Source organism: Pseudoalteromonas sp. NSLLW24 (genome assembly GCF_015864725.1).
Lineage (GTDB): Bacteria > Pseudomonadota > Gammaproteobacteria > Enterobacterales > Alteromonadaceae > Pseudoalteromonas > Pseudoalteromonas arctica.
Window position 1 is genome coordinate 58,021 of record NZ_JADYWQ010000003.1, and the last position, 23,258, is coordinate 81,278.

Annotated in this window: 21 protein-coding genes; 16 read left to right on the forward strand and 5 right to left on the reverse strand. The window is 39.7% G+C overall.

Annotation, left to right across the window (positions count from 1 at the left end; all coding sequences use genetic code 11):
* Positions 1-26 precede the first annotated feature (26 nt).
* From I6E72_RS03575 to rpoS, 11 genes are all read left to right on the forward strand, one after another.
* Positions 27-506, forward strand: coding sequence for a DUF2947 domain-containing protein (locus I6E72_RS03575; RefSeq protein ID WP_010554439.1), 480 nt, complete (start codon positions 27-29; stop codon positions 504-506).
* 74 nt (positions 507-580) lie between these two features.
* Positions 581-1,216 carry a hypothetical protein gene (locus I6E72_RS03580; protein ID WP_197111081.1) on the forward strand — a complete coding sequence of 212 codons (636 nt, stop codon included), beginning with the start codon at positions 581-583 and terminating at the stop codon, positions 1,214-1,216.
* A gap of 37 nt (positions 1,217-1,253) precedes the next feature.
* On the forward strand, positions 1,254-1,541 hold the full coding sequence (gene ftsB / locus I6E72_RS03585; RefSeq protein WP_007584772.1) for a cell division protein FtsB: 288 nt from the start codon (positions 1,254-1,256) through the stop codon (positions 1,539-1,541).
* Positions 1,531-2,232 carry a 2-C-methyl-D-erythritol 4-phosphate cytidylyltransferase gene (gene ispD, locus I6E72_RS03590; protein WP_165722867.1) on the forward strand — a complete coding sequence of 234 codons (702 nt, stop codon included), beginning with the start codon at positions 1,531-1,533 and terminating at the stop codon, positions 2,230-2,232. Before ftsB ends, ispD begins: the two co-directional genes overlap by 11 nt.
* On the forward strand, positions 2,229-2,726 hold the full coding sequence (ispF, locus tag I6E72_RS03595) for a 2-C-methyl-D-erythritol 2,4-cyclodiphosphate synthase (RefSeq protein WP_010554441.1): 498 nt from the start codon (positions 2,229-2,231) through the stop codon (positions 2,724-2,726). Before ispD ends, ispF begins: the two co-directional genes overlap by 4 nt.
* Positions 2,723-3,775: a tRNA pseudouridine(13) synthase TruD gene (gene truD, locus I6E72_RS03600; protein ID WP_197111083.1), complete on the forward strand. Its 1,053-nt coding sequence runs from the start codon at positions 2,723-2,725 to the stop codon at positions 3,773-3,775. The genes ispF and truD overlap by 4 nt, the downstream gene beginning before the upstream one ends.
* Entirely contained in the window at positions 3,756-4,520 is a 765-nt protein-coding gene (gene surE / locus I6E72_RS03605; protein ID WP_007584778.1) for a 5'/3'-nucleotidase SurE, read from the forward strand. The genes truD and surE overlap by 20 nt, the downstream gene beginning before the upstream one ends.
* Positions 4,510-5,148, forward strand: coding sequence for a protein-L-isoaspartate(D-aspartate) O-methyltransferase (locus I6E72_RS03610; protein ID WP_007584780.1), 639 nt, complete (start codon positions 4,510-4,512; stop codon positions 5,146-5,148). Before surE ends, I6E72_RS03610 begins: the two co-directional genes overlap by 11 nt.
* A gap of 9 nt (positions 5,149-5,157) precedes the next feature.
* A complete protein-coding gene (locus I6E72_RS03615; RefSeq protein ID WP_007584782.1) occupies positions 5,158-5,736 on the forward strand; it encodes a YqaA family protein in 579 nt (192 codons plus the stop codon).
* A 41-nt stretch (positions 5,737-5,777) separates the two neighbouring features.
* Positions 5,778-6,602 carry a peptidoglycan DD-metalloendopeptidase family protein gene (locus tag I6E72_RS03620; protein ID WP_197111085.1) on the forward strand — a complete coding sequence of 275 codons (825 nt, stop codon included), beginning with the start codon at positions 5,778-5,780 and terminating at the stop codon, positions 6,600-6,602.
* 35 nt (positions 6,603-6,637) lie between these two features.
* Complete coding sequence (rpoS, locus tag I6E72_RS03625) at positions 6,638-7,612, forward strand: RNA polymerase sigma factor RpoS (protein WP_007584786.1); 975 nt, start codon at positions 6,638-6,640, stop codon at positions 7,610-7,612.
* 91 nt (positions 7,613-7,703) lie between these two features.
* Here rpoS and mutS read toward each other — a convergent pair whose 3' ends face one another.
* Positions 7,704-10,289 carry a DNA mismatch repair protein MutS gene (gene mutS, locus I6E72_RS03630; RefSeq protein WP_197111087.1) on the reverse strand — a complete coding sequence of 862 codons (2,586 nt, stop codon included), beginning with the start codon at positions 10,287-10,289 and terminating at the stop codon, positions 7,704-7,706.
* Between the two features lie 21 nt (positions 10,290-10,310).
* Here mutS and I6E72_RS03635 point away from each other — a divergent pair, with 21 nt between their 5' ends.
* On the forward strand, positions 10,311-10,799 hold the full coding sequence (locus tag I6E72_RS03635; RefSeq protein WP_165722864.1) for a CinA family protein: 489 nt from the start codon (positions 10,311-10,313) through the stop codon (positions 10,797-10,799).
* Positions 10,800-10,867: 68 nt separating this feature from the next.
* The gene (gene recA / locus I6E72_RS03640; protein WP_024591486.1) at positions 10,868-11,911 is read left to right on the forward strand and encodes a recombinase RecA; all 1,044 of its coding nucleotides are present in this window, start codon (positions 10,868-10,870) and stop codon (positions 11,909-11,911) included.
* A 382-nt stretch (positions 11,912-12,293) separates the two neighbouring features.
* On the opposite strand, the gene I6E72_RS03645 is transcribed toward recA, so the two are convergent.
* Positions 12,294-14,417: a TonB-dependent siderophore receptor gene (locus tag I6E72_RS03645; protein WP_197111089.1), complete on the reverse strand. Its 2,124-nt coding sequence runs from the start codon at positions 14,415-14,417 to the stop codon at positions 12,294-12,296.
* 220 nt (positions 14,418-14,637) lie between these two features.
* Positions 14,638-15,804 (reverse strand): DcaP family trimeric outer membrane transporter, encoded by a 1,167-nt coding sequence (locus I6E72_RS03650; RefSeq protein ID WP_010554447.1) that lies wholly within the window; start codon positions 15,802-15,804, stop codon positions 14,638-14,640.
* A gap of 440 nt (positions 15,805-16,244) precedes the next feature.
* On the opposite strand from I6E72_RS03650, the gene acs reads away from it, so the two are divergent.
* Together acs and I6E72_RS03660 are read left to right on the forward strand one after the other, a co-directional pair.
* On the forward strand, positions 16,245-18,185 hold the full coding sequence (gene acs, locus I6E72_RS03655; protein WP_121955524.1) for an acetate--CoA ligase: 1,941 nt from the start codon (positions 16,245-16,247) through the stop codon (positions 18,183-18,185).
* Between the two features lie 104 nt (positions 18,186-18,289).
* Entirely contained in the window at positions 18,290-18,940 is a 651-nt protein-coding gene (locus tag I6E72_RS03660) for a response regulator transcription factor (protein ID WP_197111091.1), read from the forward strand.
* A gap of 181 nt (positions 18,941-19,121) precedes the next feature.
* On the opposite strand, the gene purU is transcribed toward I6E72_RS03660, so the two are convergent.
* Together purU and I6E72_RS03670 are read right to left on the reverse strand one after the other, a co-directional pair.
* The gene (purU, locus tag I6E72_RS03665) at positions 19,122-19,952 is read right to left on the reverse strand and encodes a formyltetrahydrofolate deformylase (RefSeq protein WP_197111093.1); all 831 of its coding nucleotides are present in this window, start codon (positions 19,950-19,952) and stop codon (positions 19,122-19,124) included.
* A 213-nt stretch (positions 19,953-20,165) separates the two neighbouring features.
* A complete protein-coding gene (locus I6E72_RS03670; protein WP_197111095.1) occupies positions 20,166-22,052 on the reverse strand; it encodes a hypothetical protein in 1,887 nt (628 codons plus the stop codon).
* 217 nt (positions 22,053-22,269) lie between these two features.
* Between I6E72_RS03670 and I6E72_RS03675 the strand changes: the two genes are divergently transcribed.
* Entirely contained in the window at positions 22,270-23,244 is a 975-nt protein-coding gene (locus I6E72_RS03675; RefSeq protein WP_101217730.1) for a DNA topoisomerase IB, read from the forward strand.
* Positions 23,245-23,258: the final 14 nt, after the last annotated feature.

Below are 23,258 nucleotides of genomic sequence, written 5' to 3' on the forward strand. Positions count from 1 at the left end.
TTAATGTTAACTAATTTGCCAATACTATGAACTATATTTCGCTAGATGATTACAAAAAAGCATGGGTTTTTCGTCATAAAGACTTACCTGTATCAGATGAAGACGCAGTAAAAATAAAGCCTATGGGAGATGAGCGCGCAGCCGTACTTTGGACAACCATGGTAAGCCGTGAGTTTGATCACCCAGATTTTTTTGAAGACACCGATTGGTGTGGCCAAGAAAAAAGCTTTAGCCAAGAAGTAGATTGGCAAGATGCGTGGGAAAATGGTGATGCGCAACCACCAGAAGCAATCTTAACTTTTTTAGATTGGGAAGCTAACACCACTGTTTATTTTTGTATGGCACGCGATAATATTATCGAAACAACATTTGATGTATTTAAACGCAATTGGCAAAACTTTATGTTTTTAGCTGATGGCAGTTTGCTGATTGGTAAAAAGCGTAATACGGTTGTGCAATTTTTAGAATCAGGTAAAGCAAAATTAGGTGAAAAGCCAAGCGCTTAATTAGTGCGCTGCGCTTAAAAAATATTCAATACTGTGTTATAAAACATTTACCTGAATATTTTTGAGTACAGCTTTTGGTCGCTAAAAATCAGTCACTTGGTGCTCAGCAGCAAGTTGAAATTTGGCAAACTGATGCACAAAAAGTGTTGTATGCACAATTGTGCAATGCGTTTTATCAGCGTGAGGTTCAGCGATTAGTTGCAGAGCCTAATGCCGATAAACTGCGCCGCCAGTTAAAAAGCCTACCATATTATATTGAGCGAGCTGCAACGTTAGTTGTCAATGGTGACACGCCTTTTACGCTGGACGCGCACAATGGTACGTGGCTTGAAAAGCAAAAACCGACCCCACCCGATGTGAATGTTCAAGCTAATGAACTTTTTTATCAAACGTATGCCAAAGTGGGGCTTATAGTGCCCGTTATATTACATGGCTACGATCAGGTGCGTCTTAGAATAGACAGTATCGATCAGTTAGGCGAAAATAAGCTGCATTGTAACGAGCTTGGTTGGTTTGATTTTTTAGGAAATGGGCTAGAGCAGCAAAATGCTCAGTTAATAAAGCCAAGTAAAGTGAGTTTAACCGCTGCATGTTGCGGGCATCAGTGGCAATTTTCGAAGCGTTGTATGCCACGGGTTTTATCACTACGCGAAATGCTTTTAGCGGGTAGTATTAATTGGCGCAATTTAAAGCGCCCCTTAGCGTATTAAAGTTAAGGTATTTGGAATTTAAAATAAGGAGTGTTAAATGCGTATTTTTCAAGTTGGCTTACTGTGCTTAGCACTGTTTGTACAATACAGATTATGGTTTGGTCATAATGGTTTACAAGACTACACACGGCTAAAAGGTGCTGTAGCGTCGCATCAAGAAACCAACGAAAAGCTCATTAAACGTAATAAAGTACTTAAAGCAGATATTGAAGACTTAAAGCTTGGCCAAGAAGGCATCGAAGAGCGTGCACGCAACGAATTGGGAATGATTAAACCGGACGAAACATTTATTCGTGTTTTACCGGGCAAACAATATGACAAATAAACAGACTATTGCAGCAATTGTTCCTGCTGCGGGCGTTGGCAGTAGAATGCAACACAATGCGCCTAAGCAATATATACAATTAGCCGGTAAAACCATTCTAGAACACACCTTAGCTAAACTTTCTCAATTACCTCAATTACGCACTATTGTTGTTGCCCTTAGCGACAGCGACCCCTATTTTGACGAACTCCCAACACTTGATAAGCGCATTGTTCGCGCCAGTGGCGGTAAAGAGCGTGCAGATTCAGTACTTAATAGCTTACTTTTTTTAGCACCTAACCCGCCTACATGGGTGTTGGTGCACGATGCTGCGCGTCCGCTAGTTAATATTAGTGATATAGAACGTTTAATTGATGAATGTATACGCGCTGATGAAGGCGGTATTTTAGCTAGCAAAGTAAAAGACACCATAAAACGCGGCCACACTCATGCCCTACAAACTGTGCCACGAGACGATTTATGGCAAGCACTTACCCCGCAGTTTTTTAAATATGACGAGCTTAAAAATGCATTGCAAAACGCATTAGCAAACGGGGCTACTATTACCGATGAAGCCAGTGCAATTGAGTGGGCGGGTAAACCGGTTAAGCTTGTAGCAGGTCGCAGCGATAATATTAAAATAACCACGCCAGAGGATTTAGACTTGGCTGGGTTTTTATTACATAAACAACAAAACGAGAGTGCATTATGATACGAATTGGCCATGGTTTTGACGTACATAAATTTGGCGGCGAAGGCCCGTTAACTATTTGTGGTGAAAAAATTGATTATCCACAAGGCTTTTTAGCGCACTCAGATGGCGATGTCGCTATTCATGCATTATGTGATGCTATTTTAGGCTCGCTTGCAATGGGTGATATTGGTAAGCACTTTCCCGATACGGCTAGCGAGTATGAAAATATCGACAGCCGTATTTTACTTCGCCATGTGGTGAGCTTAGCTAAAGAGCAAGGTTATGTAATTGGCAATGGCGATGTGACTATTGTTGCACAGGCGCCAAAAATGCTGCCACACATTCAAGCTATGCGTGCTAATTTAGCCAGCGATTTAAATTGTGACCTTAGCCAAATTAACGTTAAAGCCACTACTACCGAAAAGCTAGGCTTTGAAGGGCGCAGGGAAGGCATTTCTAGCCATGCGGTGGTTATTATGAGTAAAGAGCTTGCGAGTACAAAAAACGCATGAGCGATTTAAATTATTTATACGGTGCACCGCTTTCTAAAGCTGATTTTAAAACCACTGCTGAAGACTTTATGGTTGATGAAGACCTAGGTATAGAATTTACCGGCAGTGGCGAACACGTGTGTTTGCAGGTGGTTAAAAAAGGCGAAAATACGCAATACGTTGCAAAGCTAATTGCACAGCGTGCGGGTGTTTCACCGCGAGACGTAAGTTACGCCGGCATGAAAGATCGTCACGGAGTGTGCTCACAGTGGTTTAGTGTAAAAGTACCGATTAAAAAGCCTATCGATTTTAGCGATTTAAATAGCGAGAGTATTTTTATTGTGTCGCAACAGCGCCACGATCGTAAATTACGTACGGGTTGCCACAAAGGTAATAGATTTACTATTACGCTTCGTAATGTAACCAAGCCCCTTGATATTTTATGCCGTATTAATGCAGTACGCGCAGGTGTGCCTAATTACTTTGGTGAACAGCGCTTTGGGCATGGCGGTCATAACTTAGTAATGGCTGAAAAAATGTTTGCAGGGGAGCGCATTCGCGATAAAAAACTGCGCGGCATTATTATTTCAGCAGCGCGCTCTCATGTGTTTAATCAAATAGTAAATTTACGTGTTAAAGAGCATGGTTTAGCTAAAACAATGCACCGTGAAGTATTTATGCTCAGCGGCAGTAATGCATTTTTTGAAGATGCAATTAACGACGAAAACATAGAGCGATTAGCCACTGGCGATATTATGATGTCGGCACCTATGGTGGGTAAAAGCGAAAAAGGTTTAACCGAACAAGAAAAAATATGGCTTGAACCTTTCCAAACATGGTGCGATGGCTTGGGTGAGCTAGGCCTTAAAAATGAGCGCAGGATGCTGCGTTTAATTCCGCAAAACTTAACGGTTGAGACCATAGATGAAACCTGTTTAAAACTGAGTTTTGGTTTGCCAAAAGGGTGTTTTGCAACTGCATTATTACGTGAGCTGGTGGATTATAAAGATGCTAGCCCTCGAGAGCGCAAAGAAAAGGATAATGACATAAATGAAGATACTGTTAAGTAACGATGATGGCGTAAATGCTAAAGGCATTGCGGTTTTATATCAGGCGCTTATACAAATTGCAGATGTAACCCTTGTTGCACCTGATCGCAACTGTAGTGGCGCAAGTAATTCTTTAACATTAATGAACCCGCTACGAGCAACTACACTCGAAAATGGTTTTATGTCGGTTAATGGCACACCTACTGATTGTGTACATTTAGGTGTAAATCAGTTAGCTGATGAAAAACCAGACCTTGTTGTTGCTGGTATTAACCATGGTGCCAATTTAGGCGATGATACGCTTTACTCTGGCACTGTTGCAGCTGCAACTGAAGGTCGCCATTTAGGCTTACCTGCAATTGCGGTATCGCTTTGCTCACATAAAGGTGAGCATTTTGAAACAGCCGCTGCTGTTACCGTAAATATTATTAAAGGTTTGGCTTCGCATCCGCTTCCAAAAGATCAAATAATAAATATAAATGTGCCAGACATTCCATTAAGTGAATTAAAAGGGGTGCAAGTAACACGTTTAGGTGCTCGTCATAAAGCAGAAACCATGACCAAACAAACCGATCCTTGGGGTCGAGATATTTATTGGTATGGATCGCTGGGCATAGAAAGCGATGCAGGTGAGGGTACCGACTTTTACGCAATCAATAACGGTTATGCCTCTGTTACGCCATTGAGTGTTGATATGACAGCCAAAGACAGCCTAAAAGCAGTAGGAGACTGGTTAGCCGATTTGGAGATTAATCGTGCTCGCTAATTATACCCGCAGTGCAAAAGCGCTATCTGACTTACTAAAGCGCGAAGGCGTTGAAGATACACAAGTACTGAGTGCTATAGCTGATATTCCGCGACATATATTCGTAGACGATGTGCTAAAACACAAAGCTTATGAAAATACGGCGCTACCTATTGGGCAAGGGCAAACTATTTCCCAGCCTTATATAGTAGCGCGCATGACAGAGCTACTTCGCTTAGCTGGTGTGCGCAATAAAGTGCTGGAAATTGGTACTGGCTCTGGATATCAAACTGCAATATTAGCCAAAACGTTTACAAAAGTTTATTCGGTAGAGCGTATTAAAACGCTTCAGTGGCAGGCAAAGCGTCGATTGCAGCAACTCGATTTATATAATGTAACCATGAAGCATGGTGATGGTTGGCAAGGCTGGCAATCACAAGCACCTTTTGATGGTATTATAGTGACTGCTGCGGCCTCTAAAGTTCCACAAGACTTACTTGCTCAGTTAGCCGATGGAGGCGTGTTATTAGCGCCCATTGGTGAGAGCGATCAAAAATTAGTAATGGTTATCCGCGAAGGCGATAATTATAAAGAGCATGTTATTGCTCCCGTTAGATTTGTGCCGTTAGTACCTGGCGATATTGAATAGGAATTCATTTTGAAGTTGTTTACCAAGTTATACGATATGGCCCTAGTGTGGGCAAAGCACCGCCATGCGGAACGTTATTTAGCTGCAATGAGCTTTGCAGAGTCAGTTTTTTTTCCGATACCGCCTGATGTAATGCTTGCACCTATGTCGCTTGCGCAACCCAAAAAAGCATGGCGTTTTGCAAGCTTTGCCACAATAGCATCGGTTGTTGGTGGAGTAGTTGGTTACTTGCTTGGGTTTTGGCTATTTGAACCCGTTGTTGAGCCATTGATTGCACAAATGCACTGGCAAGAAAAGTTTGATATCGCATTAAATTGGTTTAAAGATTACGGTGTTTGGGTTGTGTTTTTAGCTGGTTTTTCGCCTATACCATATAAAGTATTTACCATTGGCGCAGGTGTTTTACAAATGGCATTTTTGCCATTTTTACTCGCATCGGCGATTGGACGTGGTGCGCGATTCTTTTTAGTTTCAGCCTTAATGAAGTGGGGCGGGGCTAAAATGGAAGCAAAATTACGTCAATATATTGAAATACTTGGTTGGGGATTAGTGGTATTAATTGCGCTAGCGTACTTTTTATTGCGTTAAGCGTTAAAAATATCAATTGTCTAATTTGGGAGAAAAATACAATGAATAAACAGTTTTTACTGTATGTGACTATATTTGTTGGTGTTTTTCTTTCTGGTTGCTCTTCTCGCCATATTCCAGCGCCTGTTAGCAGCCTAAATAATAATGTTAATGATTTAGGTCATACCATTAACATAAATGGCGATATTTATAAGGTGCAAAAAGGTGATACGCTCTATTCGATAGCCTTTAGCGCCGGTAAAGATTTTAGATTACTTGCAAAAAACAATTCAATTCCATCACCTTACACAATTTTCCCTGGGCAAAACATCTCCTTAACCCCCAAGCCCGAAAAAACAAAAAGGGATGAAAATTATACGAATTTGAGTAAAAAGTCTATAAAAAACACACAAAAAAATAACATAATATTAAAGAAAGAGCTTGATCCTCCAAAACAACGAGAGTATGTTCAGAAACAAGCCAGTAACAAAGTTAGTAATACTAAACGTTTGTCGAGCAGTAAAGTAAAGTGGTTTTGGCCTGCAAAGGGCAAAATTACCAAACGCTTTTCTAATAAGGAAAACGGTTATAAAGGTTTACAGATTACTAATCGCAAAGGGGCTTCAGTCTTAGCTGCGGCACAAGGAACAGTGGTATACGCGGGTAACGCTCTACGAGGTTATGGTAGTTTAATCATATTGAAACATAATGATGATTACCTAAGTGCTTATGCACATAACTCGAAATTACTTGTTAAAGAAAAGCAGAAGGTTAAGGCAGGACAAAAAATAGCAGAAATTGGTAATTCAGAATCTCCGGTCACCGCGCTTCGTTTTGAAATTCGCTACCGAGGGCAAGCTGTCAATCCTGCTAAATACCTACCCTAATTTTCAGGTATTGATAATTGCTCGGGAGAAGGCTTATGGCTAGCGCAGCAAAACTTGACAAACACACTACGACTGACGAAAAATTCGATGACATCGCTGCTGATGAAAGCACAACTTTACTAGATAAAGTAGAAGACGATGAAATCTTTGCAAAAGAAGAAGTAACTAAAAACCTTGATGCAACCCAACTTTATTTAGGCGAAATTGGTTTTTCTCCTTTGCTTAGCGCAGAAGAAGAAGTGTTTTTTTCTCGCAAATCACTTCGAGGTTGTGAAGCCTCACGCAAACGTATGATTGAAAGTAACTTACGTTTAGTTGTTAAAATAGCACGCCGTTACAATAACCGTGGCCTTGCTCTACTCGATTTAATTGAAGAAGGTAACTTAGGCTTAATTCGCGCTGTTGAAAAATTTGACCCTGAACGTGGCTTTAGATTTTCTACTTACGCTACATGGTGGATACGTCAAACAATTGAACGTGCCATTATGAATCAAACTCGCACCATCCGCCTACCAATACATGTTGTTAAAGAGCTTAATGTTTACTTACGTACAGCGCGTGAATTAACTCAAAAGCTTGACCATGAGCCAACAGCTGACGAAATTGCAGCTTGCCTAGACAGACCCGTTGAAGACGTAACTAAAATGCTACGTTTAAACGAGAGAATAGCATCGGTTGATATGCCGATTGGTGGTGAAAACGACAGTGTATTACTTGATATCATCCCAGATGAAAAAAGTGCAGGCCCTGAAGGCGAAGTACAAAATAATGATATTAATAAACATATTGTAGATTGGTTAGGTGAATTAAACCCTAAACAACGCGAAGTGTTAGCACGTCGATTTGGATTACTTGGCTACGAGCCATCTACACTTGAAGATGTAGGTCGTGAAATAGGCTTAACACGTGAGCGTGTAAGACAAATTCAGGTAGAAGCATTACGTCGTTTGAAAGACATTTTGCAACAAGAAGGTTTAAGTACAGATAGCTTGTTTAATCAGTTTTCGTAACTGGTTAAATAGTTTAAGAGACTATGTGTGTTAAAAAGCCGAAGAATTTATTCTTCGGCTTTTTTTATGCTTGTAAATTAGATGATATAAATTACAACAATGCTTTTAGTTTATATAATAAATCGTGCGCTTGGCGTGGCGATAAATTATCAGGGTCGATAGCGCTTAATTGTTCTTCTACTTCAGAAGGGGCATTTTGTGCAGCTTCGTTATTAAAAGTAAAGGCTTGTTGCTCAGTATTTGGTGCAGTAACGCTTTGATGGTTTTCGAGTAACTTAAGTTTTTGCTTTGCTTGTGCAATAACAGCTTTTGGCACACCCGCAAGAGCAGCTACCTGTAAGCCAAAGCTCTTGCTTGCTGCGCCATCAAGTACTGTATGCATAAAGGCGATTGTATCGTTATGCTCTATTGCATCAAGATGTACATTTACAAGACCAGTGGTTTGTTCAGCAAGTTCTGTTAACTCAAAGTAGTGCGTAGCAAATAATGTTTTAGCTGATATTTTTGACGCTAAATGATCGGCTGTTGCATACGCAAGCGAGAGCCCATCATAGGTACTTGTACCGCGACCAATTTCATCCATTAACACTAAAGACTGCGCCGTGGCATTATTTAAAATAGTCGCTGTTTCGGTCATTTCTACCATGAAGGTTGAGCGACCTGATGCTAAATCATCGCTAGCACCAATACGTGTAAATATGCGATCAATATTACCTATTTTAGCGCTGTCTGCAGGTACGTAACTGCCAATGTGAGCCATTAGTACAATAAGTGCTGTTTGGCGCATATAGGTTGATTTACCGCCCATGTTTGGACCCGTAATAATCAACATTTTACGTTGGCTGTTTAATTCAACAGGGTTAGCAATAAACGGTTCTTTCATTACTTGTTCAACAACAGGGTGACGACCTTGTTTAATGCTTATATTGTCGTTATCGCATAGTTCTGGTTTTGCATAATTGAGTGCAAATGCACGTTCGGCCAAGTTATTTAATACGTCTAAATCGGCCAGTGCTGCTGCCATCATTTGCAGCTGTTCAATATGTGGAGCGATAAATCTGAACAGCTCTTCGTATAGTTGCTTTTCAAGCGCTAAGGCTTTTGATTGGCTACCAAGTACTTTATCTTCGTGCTCTTTAAGCTCAGGAATAATATAGCGTTCGTTATTTTTGAGCGTTTGGCGACGAATGTAGTCGGCTGGCACTAAGTGGGCATTGGCGCGGCTTACTTCAATAAAAAAGCCATGTACGCGGTTATAACCAATTTTAAGCGTACTAATACCCGTGCGTTCGCGTTCACGTAACTCTAGTTGATCAAGTACATCGGTTGCACCTTTACTTAAGTTACGCCACTCATCTAGTTCGCTGTTGTAACCAGGGGCGATAACGCCACCATCACGAATAAGTACCGGTGGGTTTTCTATCACTGCACGTTCTAATAACTCTTGTAAATCAGGGAGCTCAGGCGAGTGCTTGATAATACCTGTAATACGAGGATCGTTAGCATCACCTAGCAAAGTGTGTAGTGGCGCAAGTGCTTGTAATGCGCTGCGAAGGCGAGTTAAATCGCGCGGGCGAGCTGTGCATAAAGCTAGGCGTGCAATAACTCGCTCTACATCACCAATCTCTTTTAATGATTCGTGTAATTCACCGCACAGTTGTACATCTAAAATAGCGCTAATTGCATTTAAGCGTGAATTTAGCTCGTCTTTATTACGTACAGGTGTATGAATACGGCGCTTAAGTAAACGAGAGCCCATAGGTGTTGCTGTTTTATCAAGTACCTGGGCAAGTGTATTTTCAAACCCACCTGATAAATTAACGGTAAGTTCTAAATTTTTACGGGTTGCGGCATCTAAAATAACAGCGTGTTCGTTGTGCTCAAGCGTAATTGCACGAATATGTGGCAGTGCAATACGTTGTGTATCTTTTACGTATTGCATTAAACAACCGGCAGCAACAAGCGCGCTGTGGGCTTTATCAACACCAAAACCAACTAAATCTTTAGTACCAAACTGATCGCATAATAAGTGCTGAGCCGTATCTAAGTCGAACTCCCACTCTGGGCGGCGGCGGGCACCTTTTATATGCTCAATTAAATGAAAGTTTTCAAAGCTTTCGCTATACAGAAGTTCTGCCGGAGCTAAGCGCTGAATAGTTGAGCTAAAGGCTTCGCCGGTGTTAACCTCTACAACGTTAAAGCGACCAGAGTTAATATCAAGGTACGCGATACCGTACAGACCTTTTTTACTTTGCCAAACGCTGGTAAGGAGGTTGTCTTGTCGTTCTTGTAAAAGCGCTTCATCAGAAATTGTACCAGGTGTAACTATACGAACAACTTTACGATCGACAGGGCCTTTACTAGTTGCAGGGTCACCCACTTGTTCACAAATAGCGACTGATTCACCCATTTGGACTAGGCGTGCTAGGTAGTTTTCTACTGCATGATAAGGTACGCCCGCCATAGGGATAGGATCGCCACCGGCTTTACCGCGATGTGTTTGCGAAATATCGAGTAATTGAGCGGCGCGTTTAGCGTCATCAAAAAAGAGTTCGTAAAAATCGCCCATACGATAAAACAATAAAATATCGCGATGCTCTGATTTTATTTTTAGATACTGCTGCATCATAGGGGTTTGTTGTTTTATAGTGTGTGGTGCATAAAGATCAAACGACATGTATTTACCCAAAGGCTGAATATGGAATTACATCAAGAGATTAAAACACTTGCTGCGCAATTAGGCGCTATTTTAACGGATAAATGCTTATGGATCACTAGTGCTGAGTCATGTACTGGTGGCGGAGTGAGTTATGCCCTTACAGATACGCCCGGAAGCTCGGCTTATATTGACCGCGCATTTGTGACTTACAGCAACCAAGCAAAGCAAGACTTACTAAATGTAAGTGCCAGTACATTAGCTCAATTTGGTGCTGTGAGCGAGCAGACAGTACGTGAAATGGCACTAGGTGCAATTAAGGCAACAAACGCAAATATATCTATAGCTGTATCGGGTATTGCAGGACCTGGCGGGGCAACTGATGGCAAACCTGTGGGACTTGTGTGGTTTGGCATACAAATTAATGACAAAGTACTGACCTTTAAACAAGTATTCTCTGGCGATAGGGCTCAAGTTAGACTGCAAGCTATTGTATTTGCATTGAAAAGTGTAATAGATGAGATAAAATAAAAAAATTAGCTTGATACTGTGATTTCATACAGTATACTTGATTCCATTAGCTGGATTTGGAGAATAAAATGAACGATAACAAACAAAAAGCGTTGGACGCTGCACTATCACAAATTGAACGTCAATTTGGTAAAGGCTCAATTATGAAATTGGGTGATAACAAAGCGTTAAACATTGAATCTGTATCTACAGGCTCATTAGGTATTGATATTGCTTTAGGCATAGGTGGTTTACCTATGGGACGTATTGTTGAAGTATACGGACCTGAGTCATCTGGTAAAACAACGCTTACTTTACAAGTTATCGCAGAAGCACAAAAAGAAGGCAAAACATGTGCCTTTATTGATGCTGAGCATGCTCTAGATCCAGTTTATGCACAAAAGCTTGGTGTTAACATTGATGAGCTTTTTGTATCGCAACCAGATACCGGTGAGCAAGCATTAGAAATTTGTGACATGTTAGTGCGCTCAAGCGCGGTAGACGTTGTTGTAATTGACTCGGTTGCTGCACTTACACCAAAAGCTGAAATTGAAGGCGACATGGGCGACTCGCACATGGGCTTACAAGCACGTTTAATGTCGCAAGCATTACGCAAGCTTACTGGTAACATTAAACGCTCTAACACGTTATGTATTTTCATTAACCAAATCCGTATGAAAATTGGTGTTATGTTTGGTAACCCAGAAACAACAACGGGTGGTAATGCACTTAAGTTTTACGCATCGGTACGTATTGATATTCGTCGTATTGGTTCTGTTAAAGAAGGCGATGAAGTTGTTGGTAACGAAACTCGCGTTAAAATTGTTAAAAACAAAGTAGCGCCGCCGTTTAAACAAGCTGAATTTATCATCATGTATGGTGAAGGTATTTCTAAGCAAGGCGAGCTAATTGACCTAGGCGTTAAGCATAAAATTGTTGAAAAAGCAGGTGCTTGGTATAGCTACTGTGGCAACAAGGTTGGCCAAGGTAAATCTAACTCAATTAAGTTTTTGAAAGAAAACCCAGAAATTGCAGATGAGATTGAAGGCAAGTTACGCGAAATGCTTTTATTAAAAGCAACTATTGAACCAGATGATGGTGAAGATAAGTTGGGCGATGACGCTGATCTTTAACAGCCTCAAAATGAGTTTTTAAGCTTGATTTGACCCGAGCTTTAAAAAGCGTTAATCAGTAATGATTAGCGTTTTTTTGTTATTAAAAACTTAAAGTAGATAACCTGAGCTCTGGATAATAAATCTATCTCGAGCAGCTATTTTCAGCGCTAACTGCGTTGAATTTACTTACAATAGGCCAGCTATTGACGCGTAAATTCGCCTTGTTTCCACTGAAAATCTCTGGCTAGAGAAAATAAATTTAAATACCACTATGATTCAATACGTTAGTAAATCTCTTAACCAGAGTTTAGGTTAGATAAAAATAAAAACGACACATTAAAAATGTGTCGTTTTTTAATTTAACCGCAAAAATCTACAGCCTTTAATTAATCAAATATATTTATAACTGCCAATTTACAGATAGAGCGTAGTTACGCGGTGCACCGTAGTAACCTTGTTCCCAGTATAGGCTGTGCAAATATTTTTCACCTGTGGTGTTATTAACGTTGAAAGTGACTCCTACGTTATCTGTAATTTTGTAAGTGGCCATTAAATCAAGTAACCCGTATGCATCTTGGTTGGTAGTAACACTTGCAATACCATTAGCATCTTTAACTTGAACTCGGCTAGTTGAATCCTGCCAGCGATAGTTTGCACCAAATGATAAGCCATCAACTAAAGGAACTTGGTAGGTTGCGGCCACTTTAAGTTGGTTTTCTGGTGTGTAATCTTTTACTAAATCATCACCATCAATATTTAAATTACTAAAGCTAATACTTGCACTTAAATCATCTGTAAATTTACCACTTAACTCTACTTCAAAACCATTACTACTAATGCCATCAGCTGCATAATAACGCGTATCACTTGGTAATGAGTTAGCTATAGCAACAGCAAGGCCATCTTGTTTTGCATCAAAATAAGCAAACGTTACAAATAACTGGTCGTCTAGAAGCTGTGCTTTGACACCTATTTCGCTACTTTTGCCAGTAACAGCAGGTAGTTGATTGGCATTTATGTCTAGTTCTTTTTGCGGTACAAATGTTTCTGTATAGCTTGCATAAGCCGATAGAGATTCGTTAAAGTCGTACACTGTACCAATGTACGGTATTAGCTCAGAGTCACTTCGAGTTTGAGCAACGCCATAGGCTGTGCCTTTTGTTTCCCAATCGGTATAACGCACGCCAGCGAGCACACTTAAAGGCTCACTTAATTTAATGCGAGTAGATATGTAAGCTGATTTTTGCTCGTTAGTAATATCACTACCATTTACGCCATCAGCAAGTGTTGCCTTTGGTACTACACCATCCCACGTTTTAAGTGATGGCATATCTGGAAAACCATTGCCTGTAGTGTAATCGTAAAGAGACTGCTCGTTGTAATCCATTTTAGCTTGGCTAACACCAAATGATAGGTCGTGCTCTTGATTAAATAAATCAAACTTACCACTGGCGTATAAATCAAATAAGTCATGCTTATCTTCGTAATCATAACGGCTAGCATAACCTGTTAAACCAAGTTCAGTATCTTTATCAGGGGTACTGTATACGTAGAACAGCTCTGAGTTTTGCTTGTTTTCGATGTGAGCATAGCGTGCTCTAGCCACCCATGTTGCTGATAAGTTTTGTTCAAGCGTTACATATACTTGCTCTGCACTGTTATCCCAGTAAGACCAATCAGCAGCAGTACTGGTTGATTCGTCATAGTTAGTTGGTGAGCCGTCGGTGTAATAAAGAGGTAGTGCCCCCCAAAGTGGGCTATCAGCATCTTTTTGTTGGTTAACGTAGTTAACGCTTAATAATGTGCTGTCTGTTAATTTGCCTTCGTAGGCTAAATAAATAATTGTTTTATCTGTTTCGTAGCGATCTAGGTATGAATCAGCTTTTTGCTTTGTAAATACAGCACGTACGGCGTGTTCTTCATTTATTGGCGTAGATACATCTAAATCTAAACGTTTTTTATTCCATGAGCCATACGAGGCTGATGCATTTGCTTGTGTTGTGTAAGTTGGTTTCTTTAAAACCATATTTACAGTTGCAGAAGGATTACCGGCACCGGTCATTAAGCCATTAGCGCCACGAACTATTTCTACACGGTCATAAATTGAAGTATCAAGGCTGCCTTGAATAGATCCAGAGCTTTGTGGAATACCTAAGCCATCAACTTGAAAGTTAGTAATTTCAAAGCCACGAGCTTTAAAGTAAGTACGATCTGTTTCTATTTGCTCTACTGTTACGCCGGGGGTGCTTTCAAGTACTGAGTTTATATCGTCTAGTGAAAAGTCGTCCATTAATGCGCGTGATACTACCGAGATTGACTGTGGTGTTTCTTTAATTGTTAAACCTAGTTTGGTAGCTGATTGCGCTTCTTCTGTTATGTAGTTTTTGTGATGTTGACCATATACCGCAATTTTTTCGAGAGGTTCATCTTTTACAGTTGCTTCATCAGCAAGTGCATAACCAGATAGAATTAAAGAAGTAGCAAAGCTTAATTTAGATAAACGCAAAACTTGAGGGCACGACATAAGTTTTTCCAGTTAGTTCAAAAAGAAGTGCGTAACTTAATCTAAATGATATCGATTTGCAATTAGGTTGTGTGTTTTTACCTATTATTATTCTATTTTGTTGGATTTTAGCGTCACATAAAGAGATTATGGGTACGAATTGATGAATTATATAGAACTTAATATCCCTTATAAAAAAGCGGCCTAGGCCGCTTTTTTAAAGTAGTTAGCTTTTTAGTTATTAAAAAGAGTATTTAACAGAGAATTGTAAACGATCTAAATCGCCATCTACGCCACTTTCAGTTTCACGCTCAGCATGTTTTAGCTCAGCTCCAAATGTTAGGCGTTTAACAGGGGAATATAAAATGTTAGCGCTATAGCTTTGGCTTGATTCAGTCGGATCACCAGAAATAGCTAATAAATCAGTGTTGTTATCAGCAGAGAAGAAAGAGTATAAGAATGTTGAACGCCATTGGCTTGTCCACTTGTGCTGGTAAGCAACAAAACCAGAAGTCGAATCAATGGCATCTAGTTCATCGCCATTAAGTACTGCGCCGTGAGCAACGTTTAAGCCTACGTAACGGCCTAAGCCTTTACCTTGAGTAAGCATAAATTTAAGGTTGTCTTCACCAAGGTTTATTTTACCCGACGCACTAATACCAAAAGATGTTTCATCTGCATCAACACTGCCTACCTTATAGGTAAGTTGGCGAGCAAGCGCTGCAACAACAATGTTACCCCAATCAGCTTTGTGTGTGTAACGAGCTGTAAAGTCAGGCAATGATGCATCATCAGTTACTACCATACCGCTAGTAGTAGAAATTGTACTTTCTGGGTTTTCTAATGAGAAAGACCATGCGCCAGTGGTATATTTAATTTGCGATTGACGAACAAATATAGTGCCTTCAGCTGGGCCTACAAAATCAAGCGTTTCAGCAAGGGCACCCACGTTTTGAAAGTTAGACCATGTTTGACCAAATAACCAACCGTCGTATGTCACAAACGCATGGCGAATACGTGGAGCATAAGAGTTTGATACACGTTCATTGCCGCCAGCAGCTGAGGCTAAAAAATCAATCTCAATTTTAGTGTTAACGGTCTTACCGTTATCCATAACAGTGGCTGTGCCAAAGTTAAAGCGTGACTCGCGAGCATGCATATCAAACACAGCATCTGAGCTGTTATCGTCGCCAACTGTTAGCGTACTTGGTACGTAAAAGTCACGACCTACGTTTGAACCTGCAGGCGCACCCGCTGAATAATCACTCCACATAGAGTCGAGTTTAATGTATCCACCGTAAGTAAATTCGGTATCACCAATTTTTGCAGCAGTTGCCGCGTATGCAGTACTTGATAGTGCACATAGTACAGCGCTTGCTGCCAATGTTTTTAATGGGGTAAATTTCATTGTGGTGTCCTTTATAGGCTACTTGTTATTTGTTACTTTTTTTTCATAGATATTTGTATTACTTGCTACGAGTATTACTTACGAATAAAAAGGGTTGTTAATTTGGCTTTCAATTCACTTTCTATTTTCATTCGTTAAATAAAGCATTTTAGTAAGTACAACAAAATATCTTTATTAGAGTACGACAACACTGTTGAATATGTGCAATATTTACTCAATTACCTATTGGTCTATAAGACTAAGGTTTGAGAGCAGATTAGTTTGTATTTACTTACATTTAACGCGTTGTATTATTTATGTAAAAAAATTGAAAGCAGAAGGATTATAAACTACAAATGAGGAAATTGAAGAGGTGTACAACTAAGGTCTAATACTTAATGTAGCACTGCTGAGTAATCCTTGATAAAAGCTTAAGGCAAGTAATTTAAATGGAGACTAAGATGTCACAAAGTATCTATCCAGTTCCTGCGCATATTAAAGATGCGACTCTTGTAGATAAAAATAAATATAATACGCTTTACAAGCAATCTATTGATGACCCAGAAAGTTTTTGGCGTGAGCATGGCAAACGTCTTGATTGGTCTACCCCTTATACAAAAGTTAAAAACACATCATTCGACAAAGGCCATATAAATATTAAATGGTATGAGGATGGCTACCTTAATGCTTCGTACAATTGTATCGATCGTCACTTAAAAACCAAAGCAGATAAAACGGCGCTTATTTGGGAAGGTGACAGCCCATCTCAAAGTGAGAATATTACTTATCAACAATTGCATGATGAAGTAGCCAAGTTTGCCAATGGTTTAAAAAAGCTAGGTGTTCAAAAAGGTGACCGTGTAGCGATTTATATGCCTATGACGCCTCAAGCTGTTTATGCAATGCAGGCTTGTGCACGTATTGGTGCTATTCATTCGGTTGTATTTGGTGGCTTTTCACCTTCTGCGATTGCAGATCGTATTCGAGATTCGGGTGCCAAGGTCGTTATTACTTCAGATGAAGGGCGCAGAGCGGGTAATTGTGTTCCATTGAAAGCAAATGTAGATGAAGCGGTAGCGCAAGAAACTGTAACCTCAATTGAGCATGTTATTGTGCACCAATTAACCGGCGGTGAAGTTGATTGGAATGAGCACGATATATGGTGGCATGACCTAGTTGCTGATTTACCAGCAAAGTGTGAACCAGAGCCAATGAACGCTGAAGATCCATTGTTTATTCTATATACGTCAGGTTCAACAGGTCAGCCGAAGGGGGTTGTGCATACGACTGGTGGCTACTTAGTTTACTCATCAATGACACATGAATACGTATTTGATTTAAAAGAAGACGATGTGTATTGGTGTAGTGCCGATGTAGGTTGGATCACAGGCCACAGTTACATTGCATACGGGCCATTAGTAAACGGTTGTACACAAGTATTATTTGAAGGTGTACCAACTTATCCAACTGCAGGACGTATGGGCGAAATTGTTGATAAACACGGTGTAACTATTTTATATACTGCGCCTACAGCAATTCGTGCGCTAATGGCGAAAGGTGATGAGCCAACAGCTTCGTCAAATCGCGATAGTTTACGTATTTTAGGCTCGGTTGGTGAGCCAATAAATCCAGAAGCATGGACGTGGTATTACGAGAGTATTGGTAAATCTAATTGTCCGATTGTTGATACGTGGTGGCAAACAGAAACCGGTGGCATAATGATTACGCCTTTACCGGGTGCAACTGATACAAAACCTGGTTCTGCGACACATCCATTTTTTGGTATTGCCCCTGCATTATTTGATGCTGAAGGCAATAACCTTGAGGGTGCTGTAGACGGTAATTTAGTAATTTTAGATAGCTGGCCATCGCAGGCGCGAACGGTTTACAACGACCATGAACGTTTTGAACAAACTTATTTTAGCGCCTACCCAGGTGTTTACTTTACAGGTGATGGTTGTCGTCGTGATGAAGACGGGTATTACTGGATCACAGGACGTGTGGACGATGTACTTAACGTATCAGGCCATCGCCTTGGTACTGCCGAAATTGAAAGTGCTTTAGTTGCGCACGAAGCAGTAGCCGAAGCTGCAGTAGTGGGTTACCCGCATGATATTAAAGGCCAAGGTATTTATGTTTATATTACGCCTAACGAAGGTGTAACAGTAAGCGATGAGTTAACCAAAGAGGTACGTAACTGGGTTCGTAAAGAGCTTAGCCCAATAGCATCACCAGATATGATTCAATGGTCACCGGGTTTACCTAAAACGCGCTCAGGCAAGATTATGCGTCGTATTTTACGTAAAATCGCTGCAAATGAGCACCAACAACTCGGTGATACGTCAACGCTTGCAGATCCATCTGTAGTTGATGAACTAATCGAGAACAGATTAAATCGTTAAATGTGCGTTAAAAACTTGATTACAAGTTGATTCTAAACGTAGTATATCGGCTGTCAGTAATGGTTTTATACCTAACTGGCAGCCGAATTTATTAGGAGTGAACCATGAGTCAGTTTTTAATAGCGGACGACCATCCGTTATTTCGTGAAGCACTAAAGGGCGCATTGAGCGCAAAATTTGAAGGTTTAGAGGTTTTTGAATCATCCGATTTTGACAGCACACTGCAAGTGTTAAGCGAGCAAGAGGATCTTGATATATTACTGCTAGACCTTCACATGCCAGGTAATGATGATTTATATGGTCTTATTCGTATTAGAGAAGAATACCCAAGCTTACCTATTGCCGTTGTTTCGGGTAGTGAAGACGCTAATATAGTTTCTAAAGTAATGGGTTACGGCGCTATGGGTTTTATTCCTAAATCGTCATCGTCTGATGATATTGCCAGTGCAATTAACCAAATACTTGAAGGCGATACATGGCTACCAAAAGAGCTAAAAAACAAAGTAGCTGAAATTGAAGGTGAAGACCGAGAAATAGCAGCGCAAGTTGCCTCATTAACACCTCAACAATACCGAGTGCTGCAATATCTGCACGAAGGTTTACTTAATAAGCAAATTGCTTATGAACTGCACATATCAGAAGCAACAGTAAAAGCACACATTACAGCCATATTTAGAAAACTCGGCGTGTACAATCGTACCCAAGCCGTTTTAATTGCCGCTAAATTAAAACTCGAGCCAATAGAGCAGGCATAATTTACATTTAAAAAGTCACTTGCTTATTTATGAGCAAAAAAATGCCAGCAACAATGCTGGCATATTTTTATGTGTAGAATAATCAATTAGAATTCAGGTTAATAACAAAATGCATACCTTGTTATCAACACTGTTTTATTACCTCAAAATAAACTACTTAATTAAGCGAATTGGTACAATGCTAAGAAAACACTACAGTTTTATTACCATTAATAAATAACTTATGCTCTGATGCAAGTTGGAGTGCTTTACAAAACACTGTTTTCTCTACATCTTTACCCATTTTAGCCATCATTTCGGCGGTATTAGCATGTGTAACGCTTGTTACATCCTGCAAAATAATAGGGCCTTCATCAAGCTCATTATTCACAAAGTGAGCGGTAGCACCAATAATTTTTACGCCGCGCTCAAATGCTTGATGATAAGGTTTAGCACCAATAAATGCGGGTAAAAATGAATGATGAATATTAATTATTTTGCCTTCGAAGCGACCCACAAATTCAGGGCTTAAAATACGCATGTATTTGGCAAGACCAATAATATCAGGGTTGTAGCGGGCAATTAAATCACCTACTTTTTGATCGTGCTCGCTACGAGTTAGTCCTTCGTGCGATACAGCATGAAAGGGCACATCAAACCCTTTTGCTAAAGGCTCTAAATCAGCGTAGTTAGCAATAACTGCTAATACTTCAATATTAAGAGTTTGTTCAAATTGCTTTAGCAACATACCACCTAAACAATGGGCTTCTTTAGTTGCAAGTAAAACTACTTTAGTTTTTGCACCGCAATGTAGGGCAAGTTTAGCGCCTTGTGGCAACAGTGCGCGTAGTTGATCTAAAAAGTCGCTTTGTGGCTCGCCTGTAAGCTCTGTGCGCATAAAAAATCGCTGTGCGTCTTTATCTACAAACTCGTTGTTACGCGTAATATTTAAATTATTTTTATGACAAAGCCCTGTGATTTTAGCTATTAAGCCTACGTCGTCAGCACATTGGGTGGTTAGTATATAGCTCATTGTCCTCATTCTTACCCTGTGATTAATACTTCATTATTTGTGTTTTGGCACATAAAGCAAGGGCTTTGTGGACTAATCCAATATTAATCATGTTGTTGAGTATAAAAGAGGTAGTAAAGTTAAAAGGTATTGAATAGAGGTTAATAAAGGATAAAAAAATGCCACCTAATTTACAAGGTGGCATTAATACTAATAATCCAGAGTTTAAGTTAATTAACCCTTTGGCTCGGGAGATAAGTTTTCTTCTTGTCTTAAATACCCAGCAGCTTCTTCGTCATCTTTAGCTATTGCTTGCTGAGTAGGTATCGCGCGCGTTTGTTGGTTTAATTGATGTATTTGTGACGCATTACCTAAATCACGCTCACTGGTGATTGAGGCGATAGATTCACGGTCTTTCAAGAACGCGATAACGTCTTTTTTGATTGCTTGTAATTGGCCTTCGTCTTTATGCATTTCCATAATATGGCGAGGATGTTCAAGATTTTTCATACCTGTTGCTGCAAACGTAGTAGAAACAACACGAGAAACAATGATCCAAGGCGTTATACTACTGCGTACTAACGTATTTTCTGAGCGAGTACTATCGTGAATACCCGTACCAGTTGATATTTTTGACTCAGTAAAAGTGCCTTCACATTTAAAATACACTAGTAGTGATTCAAATTGCATTTCAGCAAAAAATAGATGGGCTGTGTTTGTAAGCAATTGCGCAAATGCTTTAATAAGTATACCTATTAGCAATAAGTGAAAGCTTGTCATTAATAGTTCACTAAATTGAATAACATGTTGGTTATTAAATGCTTGTTTAAAGCTGCTAATATTTGCCGCGTCAACGTAATGATAAATATTAATAAACGAATACGCTAAAAATACAGTAAACGCCAACGCTACAATATAAAGTAAGTTACCGCTCACTAAAGAAATTAGCCTTGCTAACGAGAAGTTTTTACCTAAATCCATTGAGTGCAATTTAGGCTGAATTTCTTGGATCATTTCACCTTTAAAGCCGCCTTTACCTTCAATTTGTTCTTGAAGCTTAGGATCTAATTCGCGATAAACTCTGTTAGGTACTTCTTTATAACGACGGTTAGCCATTACTAGATTGTCTAGGTTTATAAAAATTTCGTCTGGATGAACAGACTCTTGCCAGTTTTCACGTAGTTCTGATACTTCAGCAGAAGGGGTAACTGCATTTAAACGCGCTTTAATCATAATAAAAGCAATTGCGCAGCTCAGAGTGGCTAATACAATAATCGCAATTAAGTACATGCCAGCATGAAGACTAGGTAGTTGCTCAATCCAGCCATCTATTTCTTGTTTGCTAATGTGTTGTTCTTTCATCAGCCATGACATAGAAAGGCCAATAGCGATTGGTAGAATAAAAGATAAAGAAATAATTTTAGCGAGTGCACCGGTACCAAGTGCTTCAATATTTTTTTCAGCGTTTCTAGAAATAGGTTTACCCGTAGAGCGCCACGAAAAAAGCACGTAGAACATTAATATGGCACTATAAACAGGAAATGCTAATTCGCCTGCTTCACCGGTAAAACCCGATAAAGATACAAATGCCACAAGGCCATAAGCAATAAGTGCAACAAGGGTACTTACCCATGAGCCAAATAAGCGCTGAGCAACATTACGAATAGGATAAGGTAGGAATAATAACTTAGGGATTAAGCTGTGAAGTAAACGTGATAAAAAACCATTAGGCTCTTTAAACGTACTGTTTTTACGACCAACCAGCATTTCTTCGAGTGATTGCGCGGTGTAGGCTACTTCTTTTTCTTCTTCTTTGGCGGTTGATGCTTGTGATTTACTGTAGTTATAAGCAAGTGAAGTAGGGTGGTTTCTGCCTACAAAATACTTAAGAGTTGCATAAATACCACTTGAAAGTGAGCGAATGCCGAATGCTAAAATAAGCATGCCAAACACCATTAAAATCCATCCAGCGGTTGTATCTTCTTTTACTGAGCCCGCAGCAATAACAAGTAAACTAATACCCGCTATAGACTCGATGAGTCCTCTTACAGCTGTTACTTTACCTTCAAGTTTGAAGGGGTTTTTTAGTCCAAGATCAATCGATCCATAATCAAAAGCCATTGAATGCTCCTTTTAAACAGCATGCCCAATTAAGGGAGAATATAAGCGTAGTTATAATAACCATTATATATATCGTATTTTTGTTTTTGCTCAATTTTTGATTATATATCAATAAAGTCGTTCAGTTTAAGGTTATTTTAAAGTGGTACATTCTATGCTTTGAAATATAAGCTTAAGCGAGTTAACAATATCTCTTTTAAATGCTTGAGGAGGAATGATGGAATTGATTTACGTTGATGATAGTTTGCCCGGAATTACCCGAAAGCAAAAAAACAAACATTGGCAGTATTTTGACCCAATAGGAAAAATAATTAAAGAGAAGGCCGTTATTGAGCGCTTAAATTCACTCGCGTTCCCGCCTGCTTATAAAAGTGTATGGTTTTGCCCTGAAGAAAATGGGCATATTTTAGCAACAGGTTACGACAGTAAAGGACGAAAGCAGTACCGGTATCATCCATTATTTACACAACAACAAGATGCTAAAAAGTATCAAGCTTGTAGTGTGTTTGGACATAAGCTACCGTTACTTAGGGCTCAATTAAAGGAAGCATTGCAAGGTGATGAGCTCGATTATGAACGTACTTTAGCAGCCATTGTTAGATTAATGGATTTAGGTGCTTTACGGGTGGGGAATGAACGTAATGTAAAACAAAATAAAAGTTTTGGTGCGACAACCCTAAGATCAAGGCATGCAAAATTAACAGGTAAAAATATTAGATTAAAATACCGTGCAAAGTCAGGTAAAGAAAGGGAAGTAAATATAACGGATAAAGCATTGAGTAGTGTTATTAAGGAGCTTCAGGACTTACCCGGGCAACACTTGTTTCAATATATAGAAGAGGGGGAGCGCTCTAACGTTACTTCGACTGAAATCAATCAGTATATTCAAAATATAATGGGTGAAGAATTTAGCGCAAAACACTTTAGAACATGGCGAGCAAGTGTGATTGCTTTTAAAGAAGTGTATGAAGCAAAAGGCGCTATTACATTAAAAACAATGCTTGATGAAGTGTCTTCAAAGCTTGGGAATACGCCAACAATAGCGCGTAATTCTTATATTCACCCTGATGTTATTGAGCTTTGTAAGAAAAATGAATCAGAACAAACTCATTGGCGCGACAATTTTAAATTACCCCGTAAAACAAAGTATCTTAGTCGGTTTGAGCGCGGTTTATTAGAGTTTTTAACGTAACGATAAAGGCTGTA

Coding starts and splice junctions, on each gene's coding strand:
- I6E72_RS03650 (WP_010554447.1), bottom strand. CDS start 15,804: ATGAAATTTACCCCATTAAAAACATTGGCAGCAAGCGCTGTACTATGT.
- recA (WP_024591486.1), top strand. CDS start 10,868: ATGAACGATAACAAACAAAAAGCGTTGGACGCTGCACTATCACAAATT.
- I6E72_RS03670 (WP_197111095.1), bottom strand. CDS start 22,052: ATGGCTTTTGATTATGGATCGATTGATCTTGGACTAAAAAACCCCTTC.
- surE (WP_007584778.1), top strand. CDS start 3,756: ATGAAGATACTGTTAAGTAACGATGATGGCGTAAATGCTAAAGGCATT.
- acs (WP_121955524.1), top strand. CDS start 16,245: ATGTCACAAAGTATCTATCCAGTTCCTGCGCATATTAAAGATGCGACT.
- I6E72_RS03675 (WP_101217730.1), top strand. CDS start 22,270: ATGGAATTGATTTACGTTGATGATAGTTTGCCCGGAATTACCCGAAAG.
- ftsB (WP_007584772.1), top strand. CDS start 1,254: ATGCGTATTTTTCAAGTTGGCTTACTGTGCTTAGCACTGTTTGTACAA.
- I6E72_RS03575 (WP_010554439.1), top strand. CDS start 27: ATGAACTATATTTCGCTAGATGATTACAAAAAAGCATGGGTTTTTCGT.
- I6E72_RS03660 (WP_197111091.1), top strand. CDS start 18,290: ATGAGTCAGTTTTTAATAGCGGACGACCATCCGTTATTTCGTGAAGCA.
- ispF (WP_010554441.1), top strand. CDS start 2,229: ATGATACGAATTGGCCATGGTTTTGACGTACATAAATTTGGCGGCGAA.
- mutS (WP_197111087.1), bottom strand. CDS start 10,289: ATGTCGTTTGATCTTTATGCACCACACACTATAAAACAACAAACCCCT.
- rpoS (WP_007584786.1), top strand. CDS start 6,638: ATGGCTAGCGCAGCAAAACTTGACAAACACACTACGACTGACGAAAAA.
- I6E72_RS03620 (WP_197111085.1), top strand. CDS start 5,778: ATGAATAAACAGTTTTTACTGTATGTGACTATATTTGTTGGTGTTTTT.
- purU (WP_197111093.1), bottom strand. CDS start 19,952: ATGAGCTATATACTAACCACCCAATGTGCTGACGACGTAGGCTTAATA.
- ispD (WP_165722867.1), top strand. CDS start 1,531: ATGACAAATAAACAGACTATTGCAGCAATTGTTCCTGCTGCGGGCGTT.
- truD (WP_197111083.1), top strand. CDS start 2,723: ATGAGCGATTTAAATTATTTATACGGTGCACCGCTTTCTAAAGCTGAT.
- I6E72_RS03645 (WP_197111089.1), bottom strand. CDS start 14,417: ATGTCGTGCCCTCAAGTTTTGCGTTTATCTAAATTAAGCTTTGCTACT.
- I6E72_RS03635 (WP_165722864.1), top strand. CDS start 10,311: ATGGAATTACATCAAGAGATTAAAACACTTGCTGCGCAATTAGGCGCT.